Genomic DNA, 16334 nt, shown 5'->3' with positions numbered 1-16334 from the left:
GTCACGTCAGCGTAGCCCGGCCAGCCACGCGCTGATCAGCGCTGCAGCTCGTTCCCGAAGGCGCTGGGTTCGTGGACGTTGTTGCCATGCCTGGGCGAGAATCGGCCGACTCTCCTCGCTATGGCTTTCGAACAGTTCGACAAGGTCTGCACAGTACGTTGGACTATCCACTTCCAGGTTCGCTTCCAAATTCCAGTGCAGGCTCCAGTGATCGAAATTGCACGACCCCACGGTGACCCAGTCATCGACGATGCAGAACTTGGCATGGGTGAAACGAGGCTGGTACTCGTAAATCTTGATGCCGGAGTCGAGCAGCTGGCCATAGTGGCGCTGACCTGCAGTTCGCACGCTGGGGTGGTCATGCCCCTTGCCCGCTACCAGCAATCGAACATCGACGCCTCGTGCCGACGCTTCCTTTATCAGCCGGCGCAATTGGCGGGAGGGTAGAAAATAGGGGGTATATAGCCATACGCGACGTGTGGCGCCGACTATCTGCCGGTGCAGCGAGCGGCGGATGGTCGGGCTGCGATGGCCCTCATTCTGGACCAGTCGTGCTGGCATGCTCCCGGCCTGGGACTGGGGCGCCGCCCGCCGGACCAATCGGGCCTTGTCGCCCCGGACGCGAGGAGATTCCCAGAGGTCTGCAAACAGTTTGATCGCATCTGCCACCACCGGGCCTTCCGCCCTCACCATCAGGTCGAACCAGTCGCCCAGATAGTCGTCGGTCAGACAGTAGCCACCGGTGTAGATTACTCGGCGATCGATCAGTACCAGCTTGCGATGGGTGCGTACCAGATTGCGGCGCAGCCGCCGCATCATGAACGGGTTGTAGTGACACAGCGCCACCCCGGCAGCCGACAGTCGGGTACGTTCGTGCTGGCCCAGGCCAGTGGCACCGAAGCTGTCCAGCAGGACGCGCACTTCGACACCGCGCCGCGCTGCCCGTATCAGCGCCTCGAAGAAACGTTGTGTCACTCGCCCGGATTCGACCAGGTACTGCTCGAGCCAGATCGACTCCTGGGCGGTATCGATGGCCTCGAGCAGAGCCGGCACGAAGCGGCGACTGTCGGGCAACAGGGTGATCCGGTTGCCCTCCTTCCAGTCGGTTCCGATGATGAGCCTCCTTGCCACATCAGGCTTACATGCTAACCCGAGCGTAGGAGGATACGATCCTTAAGGCAACGCCATCGCGCGGGTTCACCGGGCTCGAGCTTGCCGCCGGCCTGCATGAAGCGTTCGGTACCTCGCTTGCGCACCAGCAGCATGTGCCCCTCGGAGTCGAGGATCAGAGCCGCGGCGATACGCAAGGTGGTCGGTCGAGCTGGACTCATGAACTCGATTCTTGTCTCACGGATCGTTTGCCGTCCGTACGCTGTCGCTTGGGCAGCCGGTTTCAGTGGTAGCGCGATGGCAAACGCGTGAAGCGTACCGGAGGGCTGTACTTTTCGCCCATTGGTGCGCGCTCGGGAGCGGGGCGGACCCGCCAACCTCGCGAACTCGCCCACTCCTTGAGCTCGCGATAGTCGAGCAGCGGATATTCTCGGGAGTAGGGGTTGGGCGCTGACGAAGGGAAGGCGAAGGCCACGTGCGGGTAGCGGGCCAGGGCGTCTTCACTGTTATGGGCGGCAAGGGCAAGATCGAGTGCGTGCTGCCATGCCTGATGATCCCCGGGAGCTTGCGTTCCACTGAGTCGAGCGTTGTCGTTTGCGTAGTAACTTCCCATGACGTTTACCTCACTTCAAAGTCGTTGAAGGTCGTAGCCAGGCTTGCCGGATGGGCGGAGATCACTTCGGCGGCGGGTGGCGATGAGGCTTGATGGACACCGTCTTGAGCCCAGGCTTGGGCGAGGACCTGACGGGTCGGAAAGGGGCTGAACGACGATGTGGCTTCACGGAAACGCGCATTCTGGACATGACGCACCTCTTGGTTGGCTACGGGGACTACATGAAGGCTTTCGACTCCTTTTCCTGCTTGGTAAATGCCCCACTCGGCGCTGAGTGGGGCTTGTTGCTGCCGAAGCTCAATCCCAACTGAGCGCGCCGCCCACCTGATACTCGGTGACGCGGGTTTCGAAGAAATTTTTCTCCTTGCGCAAGTCGATGATCTCGCTCATCCACGGGAACGGGTTCTGCGCGCCGGGGAACTGCTCCTTGAGGCCGATCTGGGCCAGGCGGCGGTTGCAGATGAAGTGCAGGTACTCCTCCATGATCGCCGCGTTCATGCCCAGCACGCCGCGGGGCATGGTGTCGCGGGCATAAGCGATTTCGAGCTCGGTGCCCTCGAGGATCATCTGGGTGACTTCGTCCTGGAACTCGGGCGTCCACAGGTTCGGGTTCTCGATCTTGATCTGGTTGATCATGTCGACCCCGAAATTGAGGTGCATGGACTCGTCGCGCAGGATGTACTGGAACTGCTCGGCCACCCCGGTCATCTTGTTGCGCCGGCCCATGGAGAGGATCTGACTGAAGCCGCAATAGAAGAAGATGCCCTCGGTGACGCAGTAGAAGGCCACCAGGTTGCGCAGCAATTCCTGGTCGGTCTCGGGGGTGCCGGTATTGAAATCGGGACGCGACAGCGACTGGGTGTGCTTGAGGCTCCAGGCCGACTTGGCGGCGACCGACGGCACCTCGCGGTACATGTTGAAGACCTCGCCCTCGTCCATGCCCAGCGACTCCACGCAGTATTGATAGGCGTGGGTGTGGATCGCCTCCTCGAAGGCCTGACGCAGCAGGTACTGGCGGCACTCGGGGTTGGTGATCAGGCGATACAGGGCCAGCACCAGGTTGTTGGCAACCAGCGAGTCGGCGGTGGAGAAATAGCCGAGGCTGCGCTCGACGATGCGGCGTTCGTCCGCGGTCAAGCCGTCCTGGCTCTTCCACAGCGCAATGTCGGCATTCATGTTCACTTCCTGGGGCATCCAGTGGTTGGCGCTGCCGTCCAGGTACTTCTGCCAGGCCCACTCGTACTTGAAAGGCACCAACTGGTTGAGGTCGGCGCGGGCGTTGATCATCTGCTTGTCGTCGACCTCGATACGCGCCGCTCCCATCTCGAGTTCCTCGAGACCGGCTGCCACGTCGAGCTCCTCGAGCGACTTGCGGGCCCGCGCCAGGCGGTCGCTTTCAGCCACCTTGTAGCTGCCGCTGCTCTCCTTCACTTCCTCGACCGGGGCAGGCGCGGGCTGAGGCTTGACGGCGGGGGCCGGCGCGGCCTTGGCCGGCTGCTCGGCAACGGAAGTCTCGTCCTCGTGGAATTCGTCCCAGTTCAGCATGGCGTCACCTAATCTTGGCGAGATCCGGGTATCGTCGGATCAGAAAAAATGTTCTCGCTGCGTACGAAGCCGAGCGCAGCCAGCTTGTTAACCTACTGGCAGGCCTCGCAGCCCAGGTCGTCTATCTCACTGGCACTCGGCGCGCGAGAGCCGCTGCCCGCCTTGCCGGTGAGGAAATCCTCAACGCCGCGGGGCTCGCGTGTCGTTGGGGCGGGTTGCGCCTGGGGTGCAGGCGCACCGCCTGATGCCTGGTTACTCACCGCGTTGAGCGTGCCGCGGTCGACGGTGGACTTTTCCACCGAAGTGGCACCCAGGGCGCGCAGGTAGTAGGTGGTCTTGAGCCCGCGGAACCACGCCATGCGATAGGTCACGTCGAGCTTCTTGCCGGACACGCCCTTGATGTAGAGGTTCAGCGACTGGGCCTGGTCGATCCACTTCTGGCGCCGTGCGGCGGCCTCCACCAGCCACTTCGGCTCTGTCTCGAAGGCGGTGGCATACTTTGCCCGGAGGTCTTCCGGCACCCGCTCGATGGGCTGCACGCTGCCGTCGTAGTACTTGAGGTCGTTGATCATTACCTCGTCCCACAGGCCGCGAGCCTTCAGGTCGTGGACCAGGTAGGCATTGACCACGGTGAATTCGCCGGAGAGGTTCGACTTCACGTAGAGGTTCTGATAAGTCGGCTCGATCGACTGCGATATACCGCAAATGTTGGAGATCGTTGCGGTGGGGGCGATGGCCATCACGTTGGAGTTGCGCATGCCCTGGTCGGCGATCTTCCGGCGGATGCGCTGCCAGTCCTGAGTGGCAGAAGTATCGACCTCGATGTACTTCTCGCCGCGCTCGGTCTTCAGCTTCTCGATGGAGTCGATGGGCAGCACGCCCTGGCTCCACAGCGAGCCCTCGAAGCTCTGGTAGCGGCCGCGTTCGGCGGCCAGGTCGCTGGAGGCCTCAATGGCGTGGTAACTGACCAGTTCCATCGAGCGATCGGCGAACGCCACCGCCTCTTCGGAGGCGTAGGCGATATCCTGGGCGTAGAGCGCATCCTGGAAGCCCATGATGCCGAGCCCCACCGGGCGATGCTTGAAGTTGGAGTTCCTGGCCTGGGGCACCGCGTAGTAGTTGATGTCAATGACGTTGTCGAGCATGCGCACGGCGGTGCGCACGGTCTTCTTCAGCTTGTCGTCGTCGAGCTTGCCGTCGGTCACGTGCTGGGCCAGGTTGACCGAACCCAAGTTGCACACCGCGATTTCATCGACGCTGGTGTTGAGCGTGATCTCGGTGCACAGGTTGGAGGAGTGCACCACGCCGGCGTGCTGCTGTGGGCTACGCAGGTTGCACGGATCCTTGAAGGTGATCCACGGGTGGCCGGTCTCGAACAGCATCGAGAGCATCTTGCGCCACAGGTCCTTGGCGCGTACGCGCTTGAACAGCTTGAGCTGCCCAGAGCGGGTCATCGCTTCGTACTCCTCGTAGCGCTTCTCGAAGGCGGCGCCGTAGAGGTCGTGCAGGTCGGGACAGGTGGCGGGCGAGAAAAGCGTCCACTCCTTGTCATCGAATACGCGCTTCATGAACAGGTCGGGCACCCAGTTGGCGGTGTTCATGTCATGGGTGCGGCGGCGGTCGTCGCCGGTGTTCTTGCGCAGCTCGAAGAATTCCTCGACATCGAGGTGCCAGGTCTCGAGATAGGCGCACACCGCCCCCTTGCGCTTGCCGCCCTGGTTCACCGCCACCGCGGTATCGTTGACCACCTTGAGGAACGGCACCACACCCTGGCTCTTGCCATTGGTGCCCTTGATGTAGGAGCCCAGCGCGCGTACCGGGGTCCAGTCGTTGCCAAGGCCCCCGGCCCACTTGGAGAGCAGGGCGTTATCGCGGATGGCACTGTAGATACCGTCGAGCTCGTCGGGCACGGTGGTGAGATAGCAGCTGGAAAGCTGGCTGCGCACGGTGCCGGAATTGAACAGCGTCGGCGTAGAAGCCATGTAGTCGAAGCTGGAGAGCAGCTCATAGAACTCGATGGCTCGCGCCTCACGGTCGTCCTCGTTCAATGCCAGGCCCATGGCCACGCGCATGAACATGACCTGGGGCAGCTCGTAACGCACGTCGTCGCGGTGGATGAAGTAGCGGTCGTAGAGCGTCTGCAGGCCCAGGTAGGTGAAGGCGTTGTCACGGGAATGATCGAGGGCGTCGCCCAGCCGCTCAAGGTCGAACTCGGCGAGTACCGGATCGAGCTGTTCGAATTCGATACCCTTGGCCACATAGGCCTGGAAGGCCGGTTTGTAGAATTCGGCCATATCGCCGAAGGTGGCCTCCTCGGCGATGCCGAGGAACGTCAGCGCCTCGCGGCGCAGGCTGTCCTGCAGCAGGCGGGCGGTGACGTAGGTGTAGTTGGGTTCCTTCTCCACCAGGGTGCGCGCGGTCATCGTCAGCGCCTGGGAGACGCCATCCACCGAGACGCCGTCGTAGAGATTCTTCAGCGATTCCTCGACGATACGGTTGGGGTCGACGTTCTCGAGTTCCGCGCAGGCATCGAATACCAGCGTCTCGATGCGGCCGAGATCCAGCGGGCGGCGGCTACCGTCGGCCAGGGTAACGTTGAGCGTGGGGTGCGGCTTCTCGATCTCGGCACCGGCCGCGGCGCGAGCACGCGCGTGCTCCTCGCGGTAAAGTACGTAGGCGCGGGCGACCTTCTGCTCGCCGGCGCGCATCAGCGCCAGCTCTACCTGATCCTGGATGTCCTCGATGTGGACGGTGCCGCCGTCCGGCATGCGGCGCAGGAAGGCACGAGCGATGGCCTGGCTGGCCTGTTCCACGAAGTCGCGGACCCGCGAGGAGGCACTGACGTTGTCGCCCTCCACGGCAATGAAGGCCTTGCGCATGGCGACGGCGATCTTGCCGGCGTCGAAGGGCGCCACATCACCGTTGCGCTTGATGACGCGCAGGGCTTGCGGAGCCGTTAGCGACAGGTCGGTCGGGTCGGGGGTCTGGAGTTCCATGTGCCGGTAATCCCTTCTGCGTGGGGATGATGTCGGGAGCGACGAAGGCATTGACAGCCGAAGTAAGGCTTGGTAAATGCACATCATCTTGTGTCTTTCTCTTTTGAGAACACAAGATAGTGTGCTTTGCCGCCGCCTTCAAGTGGATAACCTGTGGGTGAGCTGTGACTCGTCGGGGGGCATCTTTTGGGTTGTTGCGTAAGTCCGGGCTATGCTTCGCTGGCAAGCTGCAAGGACTCGAAATGTATGAAAGGCAGGCGAAAGAACCTATTTCGGGTATCCTTGGTCTGTAATTTGGCGGGACAGGGTGTCCCGAGTGATAACCAAGCCCAGCACGGGGATGACTAGGATGGATGACAACCTGGAAAGCAGCGACATGGAACACGTGCTGATTATCGAGGATGACGTGCGCCTGGCCGAGCTCACCCGCGATTATCTCGAATCCAACGGATTCAAGGTCACGGTGGAGGCCGAAGGCTCACGAGGCGTCGAACAGATACTGACACTGCAGCCGGACCTGGTGATCCTCGATCTGATGCTGCCCGGAGAGGATGGATTGTCGATCTGTCGCCGGGCCAGGCCCGACTATGCAGGGCCGATCCTGATGCTGACCGCCCGCACCGATGACATGGACCAGGTGCTGGGTCTGGAAATGGGGGCCGACGACTACGTGCCCAAGCCGGTCCAGCCCCGGGTGCTGCTGGCACGCATGCGAGCGTTGCTGAGGCGAGCGGAGAACGCCGAGCACTCCGGTGAGGCCCGACTCGCGTTCGGCAACCTCGAGATCGACAGCGCCACTCGTGAAGCCTGGTTGCAAGGTGAACGCATCGACCTGACCAGCGCCGAGTTCGATCTGCTGTGGCTATTGGCCAGCAACGCCGGCCGGGTACTCACACGTGAGGAGATCTTCAGCGATCTGCGCGGCATCAAGTACGACGGCCAGGACCGTTCCATCGATGTCCGGGTCTCACGGATTCGCCCCAAGATCGGCGACGACCCCAATCATCCGCACCGGATAAAAACGGTACGCAGCAAGGGCTACCTGTTCGTCAAGGATGCCTGAGTCATGCAGCGGTTGCTGGCCGATGGCTCCTTCCTGCGTGTCTATCTGGCCTTGGCCCTGGCGCTGCTGCTGACTTTCGGCCTGGCCCTGATGGGCCTGGCTCTGGTCGACCGGGTGCGGATCGAACAGTATCGCGAACAACTGGCCGAAGCCCCGCTAAAGCTGCTCACCTGGCGGGTGGCGGCTTTGCCTGCCCACGAGCGTGGCGGTTGGCTGACCCAGCAATCGGATCTGCTCAACATCCGCTTGTCGCTGCGTGAGCCGGCGGACACCGAGCTTGGCTGGTTCGATCGGCGGCGGCTGGAGCGTGGCCGAGTGCTGGTAAAGGTGCACGAAGAGGAGGGCTGGCGGCTCTACCGGCGCCTGCCGCGCGAGGAGCGCATCCTGGAGGCTCGCCTCTCGGGACTCAACGAGCGTCAGCTGCGCGGCCTGGCCCAGATGCTGGGGGATTGGCTGGCCAAAGTGGATGGCGATAGTCGCCGTCGGCGCCTCGAGGGCGTGGCCAGCGAGGCCTTGCCGGTACGCCTCAATGATCTGGCTCCCGAAGGACTCGACAGCCATCAGCTCACCCGCCTGCGCGACGGTGAACTGGTGATTCGACTGATGCCGGGGCACTGGGCGCTGACCATTCACCTTGCCGTACCGGCTGCCGACGACTCCCGCCAATGGCTGTCGATCGGCCCTGTCTCGGCGCTGAAACCCACCCCCATTTCGCTGCTGCTGCTGGTGCTGGTGATCATGCTCGGTGTGCTGGCCGCCATCATCTACCTGATCGTGCGTGGCGTGGAGGCGCGTCTGGCGCGGCTCGAGCTGGCCGCAGGGCGCATTGCCAGCGGTCGCCTCGATACCCGAGTCAAGGTCGATGCGGGAGGTTTCATCGGCCGCGTGGGCATGGCCTTCAACGCCATGGCGGCCCAAGTGCAGTCGCTGCTGCGCTCGCAGCAGGAGATGATCCGTGCGGTCTCCCATGAGTTGCGCACGCCGGTGGCGCGCATACGCTTCGCTATGCAAATGGTCGAGGACATGACCGACGACCCTGCCGTTCACCGCCAACTGCATGGCATCGACAGCGATATCGAGGAACTCGACCAGCTCATCGACGAGATCCTGACCTATGCGCGGCTCGACAGCGGAATCGTCAACGGGGCCGAGCTGGAGCGCACCCAGGTCGATTGCCGCGCCGTCGCCGAGCGGGTCATCGAGACGCTGACACCGCTGCACGCCCACCTGCGCCTGGAGCTGGCACCGGGACCCGAGGTGGAAGTGCAGGCCGACCCACGCTACTTGCAGCGAGCGCTGCAGAACCTGGTGGCCAATGCCTGTCGCCATGCCCAGTCGCGGGTACAGGTGCGGCTCTCGCTCGAGTCTCGCCTGGTCCGCCTGGATATCGAGGATGACGGCCCCGGCGTGCCGGCTGGCGAACGCCAGGCCATCTTCAAACCTTTCGCCCGGCTTGACGACAGCCGCACCCGGCGCAGCGGGGGCTATGGGTTGGGGCTCTCCATCGTGCAGAAGATCATGACCTGGCACGGCGGCAGCGTAGTGGTCGACGACAGCCAGGAGCTGGGCGGTGCGCGCTTCTCGTTGCTGCTGCCGCGGGGCTTGCCGGCCAGCAAGGCCAAGCTGCCGGTCAAGCCGGCTTGATGCCCTCAAGCACGGCGAAGGATGTCTCGCGGGCCGTGCGCAGGAAGTCCTCCATCCACGGCTGTTCCCGGCTCTCGTCGCGAATGGCCGCGTAGAGCGTGCTCCACATGCCCGTCTCGCCTAGACCAACCGCCTTCACGTAATCGCGCTCCAGATACTCCGTCAGTGCCCAGTTGGGTAGCGCGCAGACGCCTCGGCCGCTGGCCACCAACTGCATCATCATGATCGTGAGTTCGGCGGTACGTATCTCGCGAGGGCGTACGCCAGCGGGGTCGAGGAACTGGGTGAAGACGTCCAGGCGCGCCCGCTCCACGGGGTAGGTGATCAGGGTTTCCTCGGCCAGCTCCTCGGGCTCGATGAAGGCGTGGTCCGCCAGGTGGTGCTGGCGAGCGACGGCCAGCAGGCCTTCATAGCGGAACAGCGGCTCGTAGTAGACGCCGGCCAGCGGCTGCGGATCGGCGGTGATGACGAGGTCGAGCTGCTCGCGGGCCAGTGCCGGCAGAGGATCGAAGTGATGTCCACCGGGAATGTCGATCTCTACTTCCGGCCAGTGATCGCGGAAGTAGTCGATGGTCGGCATCAGCCACTGGAAGCAGCTGTGGCACTCGATCGCCATGTGCAGCCGCCCCGGCTCGTGGCCGATCAGTCGGGCCACGTCGCGCTCGGCCATGCGCACCAGCGGCAGAACCTGCTCGGCCAGGGTGAGCAGGCGCTGGCCGGCACGGGTGAATTCCACCGGTCGCGACTTGCGCACGAACAGTGCGGTCCCCAGCCGTTCTTCGAGGTCCTTGATCTGGTGCGACAAGGCCGACTGGGTCAGGTGAACCCGCTCGGCGGCTTCCACCAGCGAGCCGGCATCGCGCAGGGCTACCAGGGTCCGCAGATGACGAAGTTCTATCATGAGATTTATTCAAGTTTGAAGTTAATATATTTAGTTTGATTCACGACCGGGCGGCGGCGAGACTCTGCGACATCATTCATGCGTAGAGGGACTTATCATGACATTAGCTCATGTGCTTGGCTATCCGCGAATCGGCGCCGCCCGCGAACTGAAGCATGCCGTCGAAGCCTACTGGCGCGGCGAACTCGACCGCGACGGCCTCGAGGCCTGCGGCCGCGAGCTGCGCGCGAGCCACTGGCAGGCACAGCGCCAAGCCGGCCTCGACCTGGTCACCGTGGGGGATTTCGCCTTCTACGATCAGGTGCTCAACGTCACCACCCTGGTGGGTGCCGTGCCGTCGCGTTTCGCTGCCGGGAAGGAGGTTGCCTGCGGCGAGGTCGATCTCGATACCCAGTTCCGCATGGCCCGCGGACGTGCCCCCAGTGGCGCGTCGGCCGCCGCCTGCGAGATGACCAAGTATTTCGATACCAACTATCATTACCTGGTCCCGGAACTGCACGAAGGGCAGCAGTTCAACCTTGCCAGCTCGCGATTGTTCGACGAGGTGGCCGAGGCGCGTGCGGCGGGGCATCCGGTCAAGGTGGCGCTCACCGGGCCGCTGACCTGGCTGTGGCTGGGCAAGGGGCGCGAGGCCGAGTTCGACCGCCTGAGCCTGCTCGAGGCGCTGCTGCCGGTTTATGCCGAGATCCTGGCGCGCCTGGCCAAGCAAGGCGTGGAGTGGGTCCAGCTCGACGAGCCGGCGCTGGTGCAGGACCTGCCGGCGGAGTGGCGCAACGCCTTCGAATTCGCCTACAACGCCCTGCGTTCGGCACCGGTCAAGCTGCTGTTGGCCACCTACTTCGGTGAGTTGGGGGACAACCTGCAACTGGCCGTGAGCCTGCCGGTGGATGGCCTGCATATCGACACCGTGCGCGCCCCCGAACAGTTGACCTCGGTACTCGACAATCTGCCCGGCTACAAGGTGCTGTCGGTAGGTGCCATCGATGGGCGCAACGTCTGGCGTGCCGATCTGGGCGCCCTGCACGAACGTCTGGCCAACGCCCGTATGCGTCTCGGCGAACGGCTGTGGATAGCACCCTCCTGCTCGTTGCTCCACGTACCGGTAGATCTAGATGCCGAGAATAAGCTCGACGAGGTGCTCAAGAGTTGGTTCTCCTTCGCGCGCCAGAAGCTCGACGAGACGGTCACCCTGGCGCGGCTGCTGGATAACCGTGGCCTGGACGAGGATCGCGCTCGGGTTGCCGCCGCTACGGCAGCGCTGGACGCCCGGCGTGCCTCGCCATGGCTGCACCGACCCGAGGTAGCCCAGCGCCTGGCCAGCATCGGTGACGCCGAACAGTCCCGCGACAATCCCTACCCGGTCAGGGCTCGGGCTCAGCATCGTTCCCTGGATTTGCCGTTGTTTCCTACCACCACCATTGGCTCCTTCCCGCAGACCTCGGAGATTCGTGCCGCCCGCCGCGCACACAAGAGCGGTGAGCTGGGGCGCGATGCCTACGAGGCGCAGATGCGCGACGAGATCGCCGCTGCTGTTCGCCGCCAGGAGGCGCTGGGGCTCGACATGCTGGTGCACGGAGAGGCCGAGCGCAACGACATGGTCGAGTACTTTGGCGAGCAGCTCGACGGCTACGTCTTTACCCGCAATGGCTGGGTGCAGAGCTACGGTTCACGCTGCGTCAAGCCGCCGGTCATCGTCGGCGACGTGATTCGGCCGGCGGCGATGACGGTGGCCTGGAGCCGCTATGCCCAGTCGCTGACCGAGCGACCGATGAAGGGAATGCTCACCGGGCCCGTGACCATGCTGCAGTGGTCCTTCGTGCGCGACGACCAACCGCGGGAAGTGACCTGCCGGCAGATTGCCTTGGCCCTGCGCGACGAGGTTGCCGATCTAGAGGCAGCCGGCATCCCGGCGATCCAGATCGACGAGCCGGCGCTACGCGAGGGATTGCCGCTGCGCCAGGGCGAGTGGCAGCGCTATCTCGACTGGGCCGTGGAGTGCTTTCGCCTGACCGCTTCGGTGGCTCGCGACGCTACCCAGGTCCACACACACATGTGCTACTCGGAGTTCAACGACATCATCGCGGCCATCGCGGCGCTGGATGCCGATGTTATCACCATCGAAACCTCACGCTCGAACATGGAACTGCTCGACGCCTTCCAGGACTTCGCCTATCCCAATGAGATCGGCCCGGGCGTCTATGACATTCATTCGCCCAACGTACCCGAGGTGGCATGGATGGTACAGCTGATGGAGAAGGCCTCCGAGCGCATTCCCGTCGAACGGCTGTGGGTCAACCCGGATTGCGGCCTCAAGACCCGCGGCTGGGCCGAAGTGGAGCCGGCCCTGGCCAACATGGCCGAGGCAGCACGGGAGCTGCGCCGCCGCTACGGTTGAGGCCGATGGTGGGCTGCGCTCGCGGCGCGTGTAACGGGCACCGGGCCGGGAGGCGCCGGTGCCTGATATGCTGTGGCCGTTCGAACACTTCAAGGAACCACCATGTCGCTTCGCTTCCTCTCTACTTTCCGCCCGACGCTGCTCGTCGCCGGCTCTTTGCTACTGAGCGGTTGTGCCACGGCAACGCTCGACGGGGCGCGGCCCGACGCCGACAAGCTTGCCAGCGCGGCGCCGCTGCTACCTTCGAAGCTGTTTCCCGGTGGCGCCGAACGCTTCGAGGCCTGGCGCTGCACGCCGCAGCAGGATCTGGTCACCGCCTTCGGCGAGCGCGAGCTGCGGTTGTGGTCGGCCCACGGCGCCTACCGCCTGTCGCCAGCGGTGGTAGCCAGTGGTGCCCGTTACCAACAGGGCGATCTCAGTTTCTGGAACAAGGGCGGGGAGGCCGTGGTGGAGAGCGCCAACGGCCAGCTGGATTGCAGCGCCGCCATGGCTCGCCCGGCGCTGACTCGCGAGCAGCGCCCCGGTGTGATGTTCCATGGCCGCGGTAATGAGCCGGGCTGGAACGTCAACCTGGCCCACGACGCGCCCAAGCTGACCTTGGTGCTCGATTACGGCGCACGAGAAATGACGCTGCCCTATCGCGTTACCGGGATGGACAATGCCAATGGTCGAGTGATGCTTGCCAGCGCGCAAACCGCTCAGCCCTTCGAGCTGCGCCTGGAGGCGCGCGCCTGCTTCGACGATATGAGCGGCGAACCGTTCCCGGCCCGGGTAACGCTGACAATAGACGGGCAGACCTATAACGGCTGCGGACAGGGTATCGCTCCCTAGAGCCTAACCCTTGTCGATGCGGTAGACGCAGCGTCGCGCGCCGGCTAGCACATGGTCGGTGCGCTCGACGTGGACGTCATCTCCCAGTACGGCGCGAAAGACCTCCAGCTCGGCACGGCAGAAGTCCGGACAGGTGCGGGCGGCCTGGCAGATCGGGCAGTGGTTCTCGATCAGCAGCAGGCTGCCGTCCTCCTCGCGTTGCCACTCCGCCATGTAGCCCTCACGGGTGCGGATCTCGGCCAGGCGTTCGACGCGAACCTCGAGGCTCGTGGCGTCGGCCAAGGCCTGACGATACAGCGCCAGCGTTTCGCCCTGGCGCGCTTCGACCAGTCGCGCCAGCGCCTCATCGCCCAGCGTGTCGCGTACGCTGAGGATCAGCCGTGATGCCAGTTCGGCATGGCCATCGGGAAAGCGGGCATGGCCGGCTTCGCTGAGACGCCACTCGATCACTGGCCGGCCCACGCCACCCGGTAGTGGGCGCTGGGTCACCAGCCCCTGCCGGGCCAGTTTCTTGAGCTGCTGGCGGGCATTCTCACCGCTGGTGCCGAGCCACTCGCCCAGGGCAGCGGCGGAGTGAGGGCCACGCGTCTTGAGCAGGTGCAGCAGCTTTTCGGCGCTATCCGCTGGGCTGCCGGCGGCTTTTCCATCGCTATTGCTTGACATAAGGGTGGCTGGAATTAATCTAGTGGTTTCTTGGAAAATAGCGGCGGGACACTCACAAGGCAAGTCGGGAGCCATCGGATCTGTCTTGAACGAGCCCCGCCACCTCACCGTGAAGAGCAAGGAGCCACAATAATGGCCTTCGAACTGCCGGCACTGCCGTACGAAAAAAACGCCCTCGAGCCGCACATCTCCGCCGAGACCCTGGAATATCATTACGGCAAGCACCACCAGGCCTACGTCAACAAGCTCAATGAGTTGACCGAAGGTAGCGACGACGCCAACAAGTCCCTTGAGGAGATCATCCAGTCCTCCTCCGGCGGCCTGTTCAACCAGGCGGCGCAGGTGTGGAACCACACCTTCTACTGGCACTGCCTGGCGCCCAACGGCGGCGGAGAGCCCACGGGCGCACTGGCCGAGGCGATCAATGCCAAGTTCGGCTCCTTCGCCAAGTTCAAGGAGACCTTCAACGCCAACGCCGTGGCCAACTTCGGCTCCGGCTGGACCTGGCTGATCAAGACCGCCGACGGCGGCGTCGACATCGTCAATACCAGCAACGCCGATACGCCCATTGCCCACGGCCAGACTCCGCTGCTGACCATCGACGTATGGGAGCATGCCTACTACATCGACTACCGCAACGCGCGCCCGAAGTATCTCGAGAACGTGTGGAACGTGCTGAACTGGGACTTCGTCGCCCAGAATTTCGCCTGACCGAGAAGGCTGCGATACCGGCCCCGCCATTAGGCGGGGCTTTTTTGTTGCGACTATTTTCGTTTTTACCGAAAGATAAGCGCGAAACTATGCGCTTTTAGTGTGAAAAAATACACGTAACATGGCGAACATACACCAGACCCAACCAGGGAGAACGTCATGGCTACTCGTATTCTTCTCATTACTTCATCCATTCTCGGCGAGCACGGCCAATCCAATGCCTTGGCCAGCCATCTGCGCGAGCGCATAGAGACACTTGACGACTTGATCTTGACTCACCGCGACCTGGCCGTCGACTCGTTGCCGCACCTGGGAATCGAGGAGCTTTCCAGCTGGCAGGTCGCGGCTGACGAACGTTCCGCCGAGCAGCAGATCCTGGCCGAGCGCTCCGACAGCCTGATCGAGGAGCTGCAGTCCCACGACGTGCTGGTATTGGCGGTGCCGATGTACAACTTCGGCATTCCCTCCCAGCTCAAGGCCTGGTTCGACCGGGTGATGCGAGCTGGCACGACCTTCCGCTACACCGAGCAGGGACCCGAGGGGCTGGTGAAGGGCAAGCGGGCGGTGATCCTGGCAGCCCGTGGCGGGCAGTATGCCGGCACCGAGCTCGACAGCCAGACGCCGCACCTGAAGGCCATGCTGGGGATGATCGGCATCAGCAACGTATCGGTAGTGTTTGCCGAAGGACTTGCCATGGGCGAAGGGCGGCGCGACGCTGCGCTAAAGGAGGCCCGGCAAGCCATCGACACGCTAGTCGCCAAGCTCTGACGCTCGGCTCGCCTGCCCTCAGCAGACGGGAGGCACCGCTTCGACCCAGCTCTTGGCAGCGAAGTCACTGGTGCATAGCGGCGTCTCGGGATTGAGGATTCTGGCTCCCAGCCGACCCAGGGTCCCCAGATCGGCGCGGGAGCCGTCAGCTACCAACTCGGTGACTTCCAGCGGCTGCCACGTCTCACCCTCGCGAATTGCCAATGCATAGCTGAAGGCGAAGAAACCCGGGAAGCCCAGCCGCAGATCGGTGGCAACCAGGGTGTCCCGGCCGTTCAGTTCGCGGCTCTCATAGCGCAGATACGGCCCGGCGAACCAATCCAGGCGCCGGCCTTTTTCGAGCGACAAGGCCAGTGGCTCGTACTCGGCACCGCGCTGGTAGGTTTCCAGCAGTGGCCGAGTATCGCCATCCAGCAGGCCCACCAGGATTTCATGGTGACGGTCGCCATCGATCACAGTCGCCCGCCACAGCAGTGTATTGAACGGGGCGGGCTGAACCAGTCGCGGCGCGTCCTCGAGCCCATTGTCGGCCAGCACCGGAGCCAGCCGCTGCTCTACCACGCCCTTCGCGGCCATGGCGAAGACCAGGTAGGTACAGGAGAGTGCCAGGCCCCAGACGGGGCCACGGGAGCCGTTGCCGGTAACCAGTGCGAAACCGACGCCCACCAGCAGCGGCAGCGTGTAGAGCGGGTCGATGATGAACACCACCGGCCAGGCGCTGGGTCGCCCGCCGAGTGGCCACCAGAGCTGTGTACCGTAGGTAGTCAGCGCGTCGAGCAGTGGATGGGTGACGAGGCACAGCAGGAAGAAGGCCCACCAGCGGCCGAGGGTGATGCCGCGGGCCGGGGCGAATCGTCTGACGAGCAAGGCCAGCAGCGTCCCCAGCCCGGTCAGCACTAACAGCGAGTGACTGAAGCCGCGATGTTCGGTGACGTTGGCCACGGCATCGCCATAGTCGAGAAATACGTCGAGATCGGGCAGGGTGCCCAGCGCCGCGCCGATCAACACCGCCTTGCGCCCCAGGCGACGGCCCAGCACCGTGCCGCCCACCGCTGCGCCCAGCGCTGCCTGCGTCAGGGTATCCATGCGCTTGA

Annotated in this window: 14 protein-coding genes; 6 read left to right on the top strand and 8 right to left on the bottom strand. The window is 63.9% G+C overall.

What is annotated here, in order from left to right; all coding sequences use genetic code 11:
• Positions 1–6 precede the first annotated feature (6 nt).
• From HNO52_RS17855 to HNO52_RS17835, 5 genes are all read right to left on the bottom strand, one after another.
• Positions 7–1131 carry a phospholipase D-like domain-containing protein gene (locus tag HNO52_RS17855; protein ID WP_232090383.1) on the bottom strand — a complete coding sequence of 375 codons (1125 nt, stop codon included), beginning with the start codon at positions 1129–1131 and terminating at the stop codon, positions 7–9.
• A 14-nt stretch (positions 1132–1145) separates the two neighbouring features.
• A complete protein-coding gene (locus HNO52_RS17850) occupies positions 1146–1331 on the bottom strand; it encodes an NUDIX hydrolase (protein ID WP_232090382.1) in 186 nt (61 codons plus the stop codon).
• Positions 1332–1393: 62 nt separating this feature from the next.
• The gene (locus tag HNO52_RS17845; protein WP_197566568.1) at positions 1394–1723 is read right to left on the bottom strand and encodes a hypothetical protein; all 330 of its coding nucleotides are present in this window, start codon (positions 1721–1723) and stop codon (positions 1394–1396) included.
• A gap of 297 nt (positions 1724–2020) precedes the next feature.
• On the bottom strand, positions 2021–3268 hold the full coding sequence (locus tag HNO52_RS17840) for a ribonucleotide-diphosphate reductase subunit beta (RefSeq protein ID WP_197566567.1): 1248 nt from the start codon (positions 3266–3268) through the stop codon (positions 2021–2023).
• Between the two features lie 92 nt (positions 3269–3360).
• Positions 3361–6264, bottom strand: coding sequence for a ribonucleoside-diphosphate reductase subunit alpha (locus HNO52_RS17835; RefSeq protein WP_197566566.1), 2904 nt, complete (start codon positions 6262–6264; stop codon positions 3361–3363).
• Positions 6265–6613: 349 nt separating this feature from the next.
• On the opposite strand from HNO52_RS17835, the gene HNO52_RS17830 reads away from it, so the two are divergent.
• Both HNO52_RS17830 and HNO52_RS17825 read left to right on the top strand, forming a co-directional pair.
• Positions 6614–7327: a winged helix-turn-helix domain-containing protein gene (locus tag HNO52_RS17830; protein ID WP_197566565.1), complete on the top strand. Its 714-nt coding sequence runs from the start codon at positions 6614–6616 to the stop codon at positions 7325–7327.
• A gap of 3 nt (positions 7328–7330) precedes the next feature.
• A complete protein-coding gene (locus HNO52_RS17825) occupies positions 7331–8971 on the top strand; it encodes an ATP-binding protein (RefSeq protein WP_197566564.1) in 1641 nt (546 codons plus the stop codon).
• Here HNO52_RS17825 and HNO52_RS17820 read toward each other — a convergent pair.
• The gene (locus tag HNO52_RS17820; protein WP_197566563.1) at positions 8958–9872 is read right to left on the bottom strand and encodes a LysR family transcriptional regulator; all 915 of its coding nucleotides are present in this window, start codon (positions 9870–9872) and stop codon (positions 8958–8960) included. The two genes, HNO52_RS17825 and HNO52_RS17820, sit on opposite strands and share 14 nt — an antisense overlap.
• 97 nt (positions 9873–9969) lie before the next feature.
• On the opposite strand from HNO52_RS17820, the gene metE reads away from it, so the two are divergent.
• On the top strand, positions 9970–12267 hold the full coding sequence (gene metE / locus HNO52_RS17815) for a 5-methyltetrahydropteroyltriglutamate--homocysteine S-methyltransferase (RefSeq protein ID WP_197566562.1): 2298 nt from the start codon (positions 9970–9972) through the stop codon (positions 12265–12267).
• 102 nt (positions 12268–12369) lie between these two features.
• Complete coding sequence (locus tag HNO52_RS17810) at positions 12370–13098, top strand: MliC family protein (protein ID WP_197566561.1); 729 nt, start codon at positions 12370–12372, stop codon at positions 13096–13098.
• Positions 13099–13101: 3 nt separating this feature from the next.
• Here HNO52_RS17810 and HNO52_RS17805 read toward each other — a convergent pair whose 3' ends face one another.
• Entirely contained in the window at positions 13102–13761 is a 660-nt protein-coding gene (locus tag HNO52_RS17805) for a helix-turn-helix transcriptional regulator (RefSeq protein ID WP_197566560.1), read from the bottom strand.
• A gap of 132 nt (positions 13762–13893) precedes the next feature.
• Here HNO52_RS17805 and HNO52_RS17800 point away from each other — a divergent pair, with 132 nt between their 5' ends.
• Positions 13894–14472 (top strand): superoxide dismutase, encoded by a 579-nt coding sequence (locus HNO52_RS17800; protein WP_197566559.1) that lies wholly within the window; start codon positions 13894–13896, stop codon positions 14470–14472.
• A 159-nt stretch (positions 14473–14631) separates the two neighbouring features.
• Entirely contained in the window at positions 14632–15240 is a 609-nt protein-coding gene (locus HNO52_RS17795) for an FMN-dependent NADH-azoreductase (RefSeq protein ID WP_197566558.1), read from the top strand.
• An 18-nt stretch (positions 15241–15258) separates the two neighbouring features.
• Here HNO52_RS17795 and HNO52_RS17790 read toward each other — a convergent pair whose 3' ends face one another.
• Complete coding sequence (locus HNO52_RS17790; protein ID WP_197566557.1) at positions 15259–16326, bottom strand: metal-dependent hydrolase; 1068 nt, start codon at positions 16324–16326, stop codon at positions 15259–15261.
• Between the last annotated feature and the right edge of the window lie 8 nt (positions 16327–16334).

Origin of the sequence: Halomonas sp. MCCC 1A13316 (genome assembly GCF_014931605.1) — a bacterium.
Classification (GTDB): Bacteria; Pseudomonadota; Gammaproteobacteria; order Pseudomonadales; family Halomonadaceae; genus Halomonas.
The sequence above is the reverse complement of the archived record's forward strand: the minus strand, read 5'-3'. Positions and strand labels throughout refer to the sequence as shown.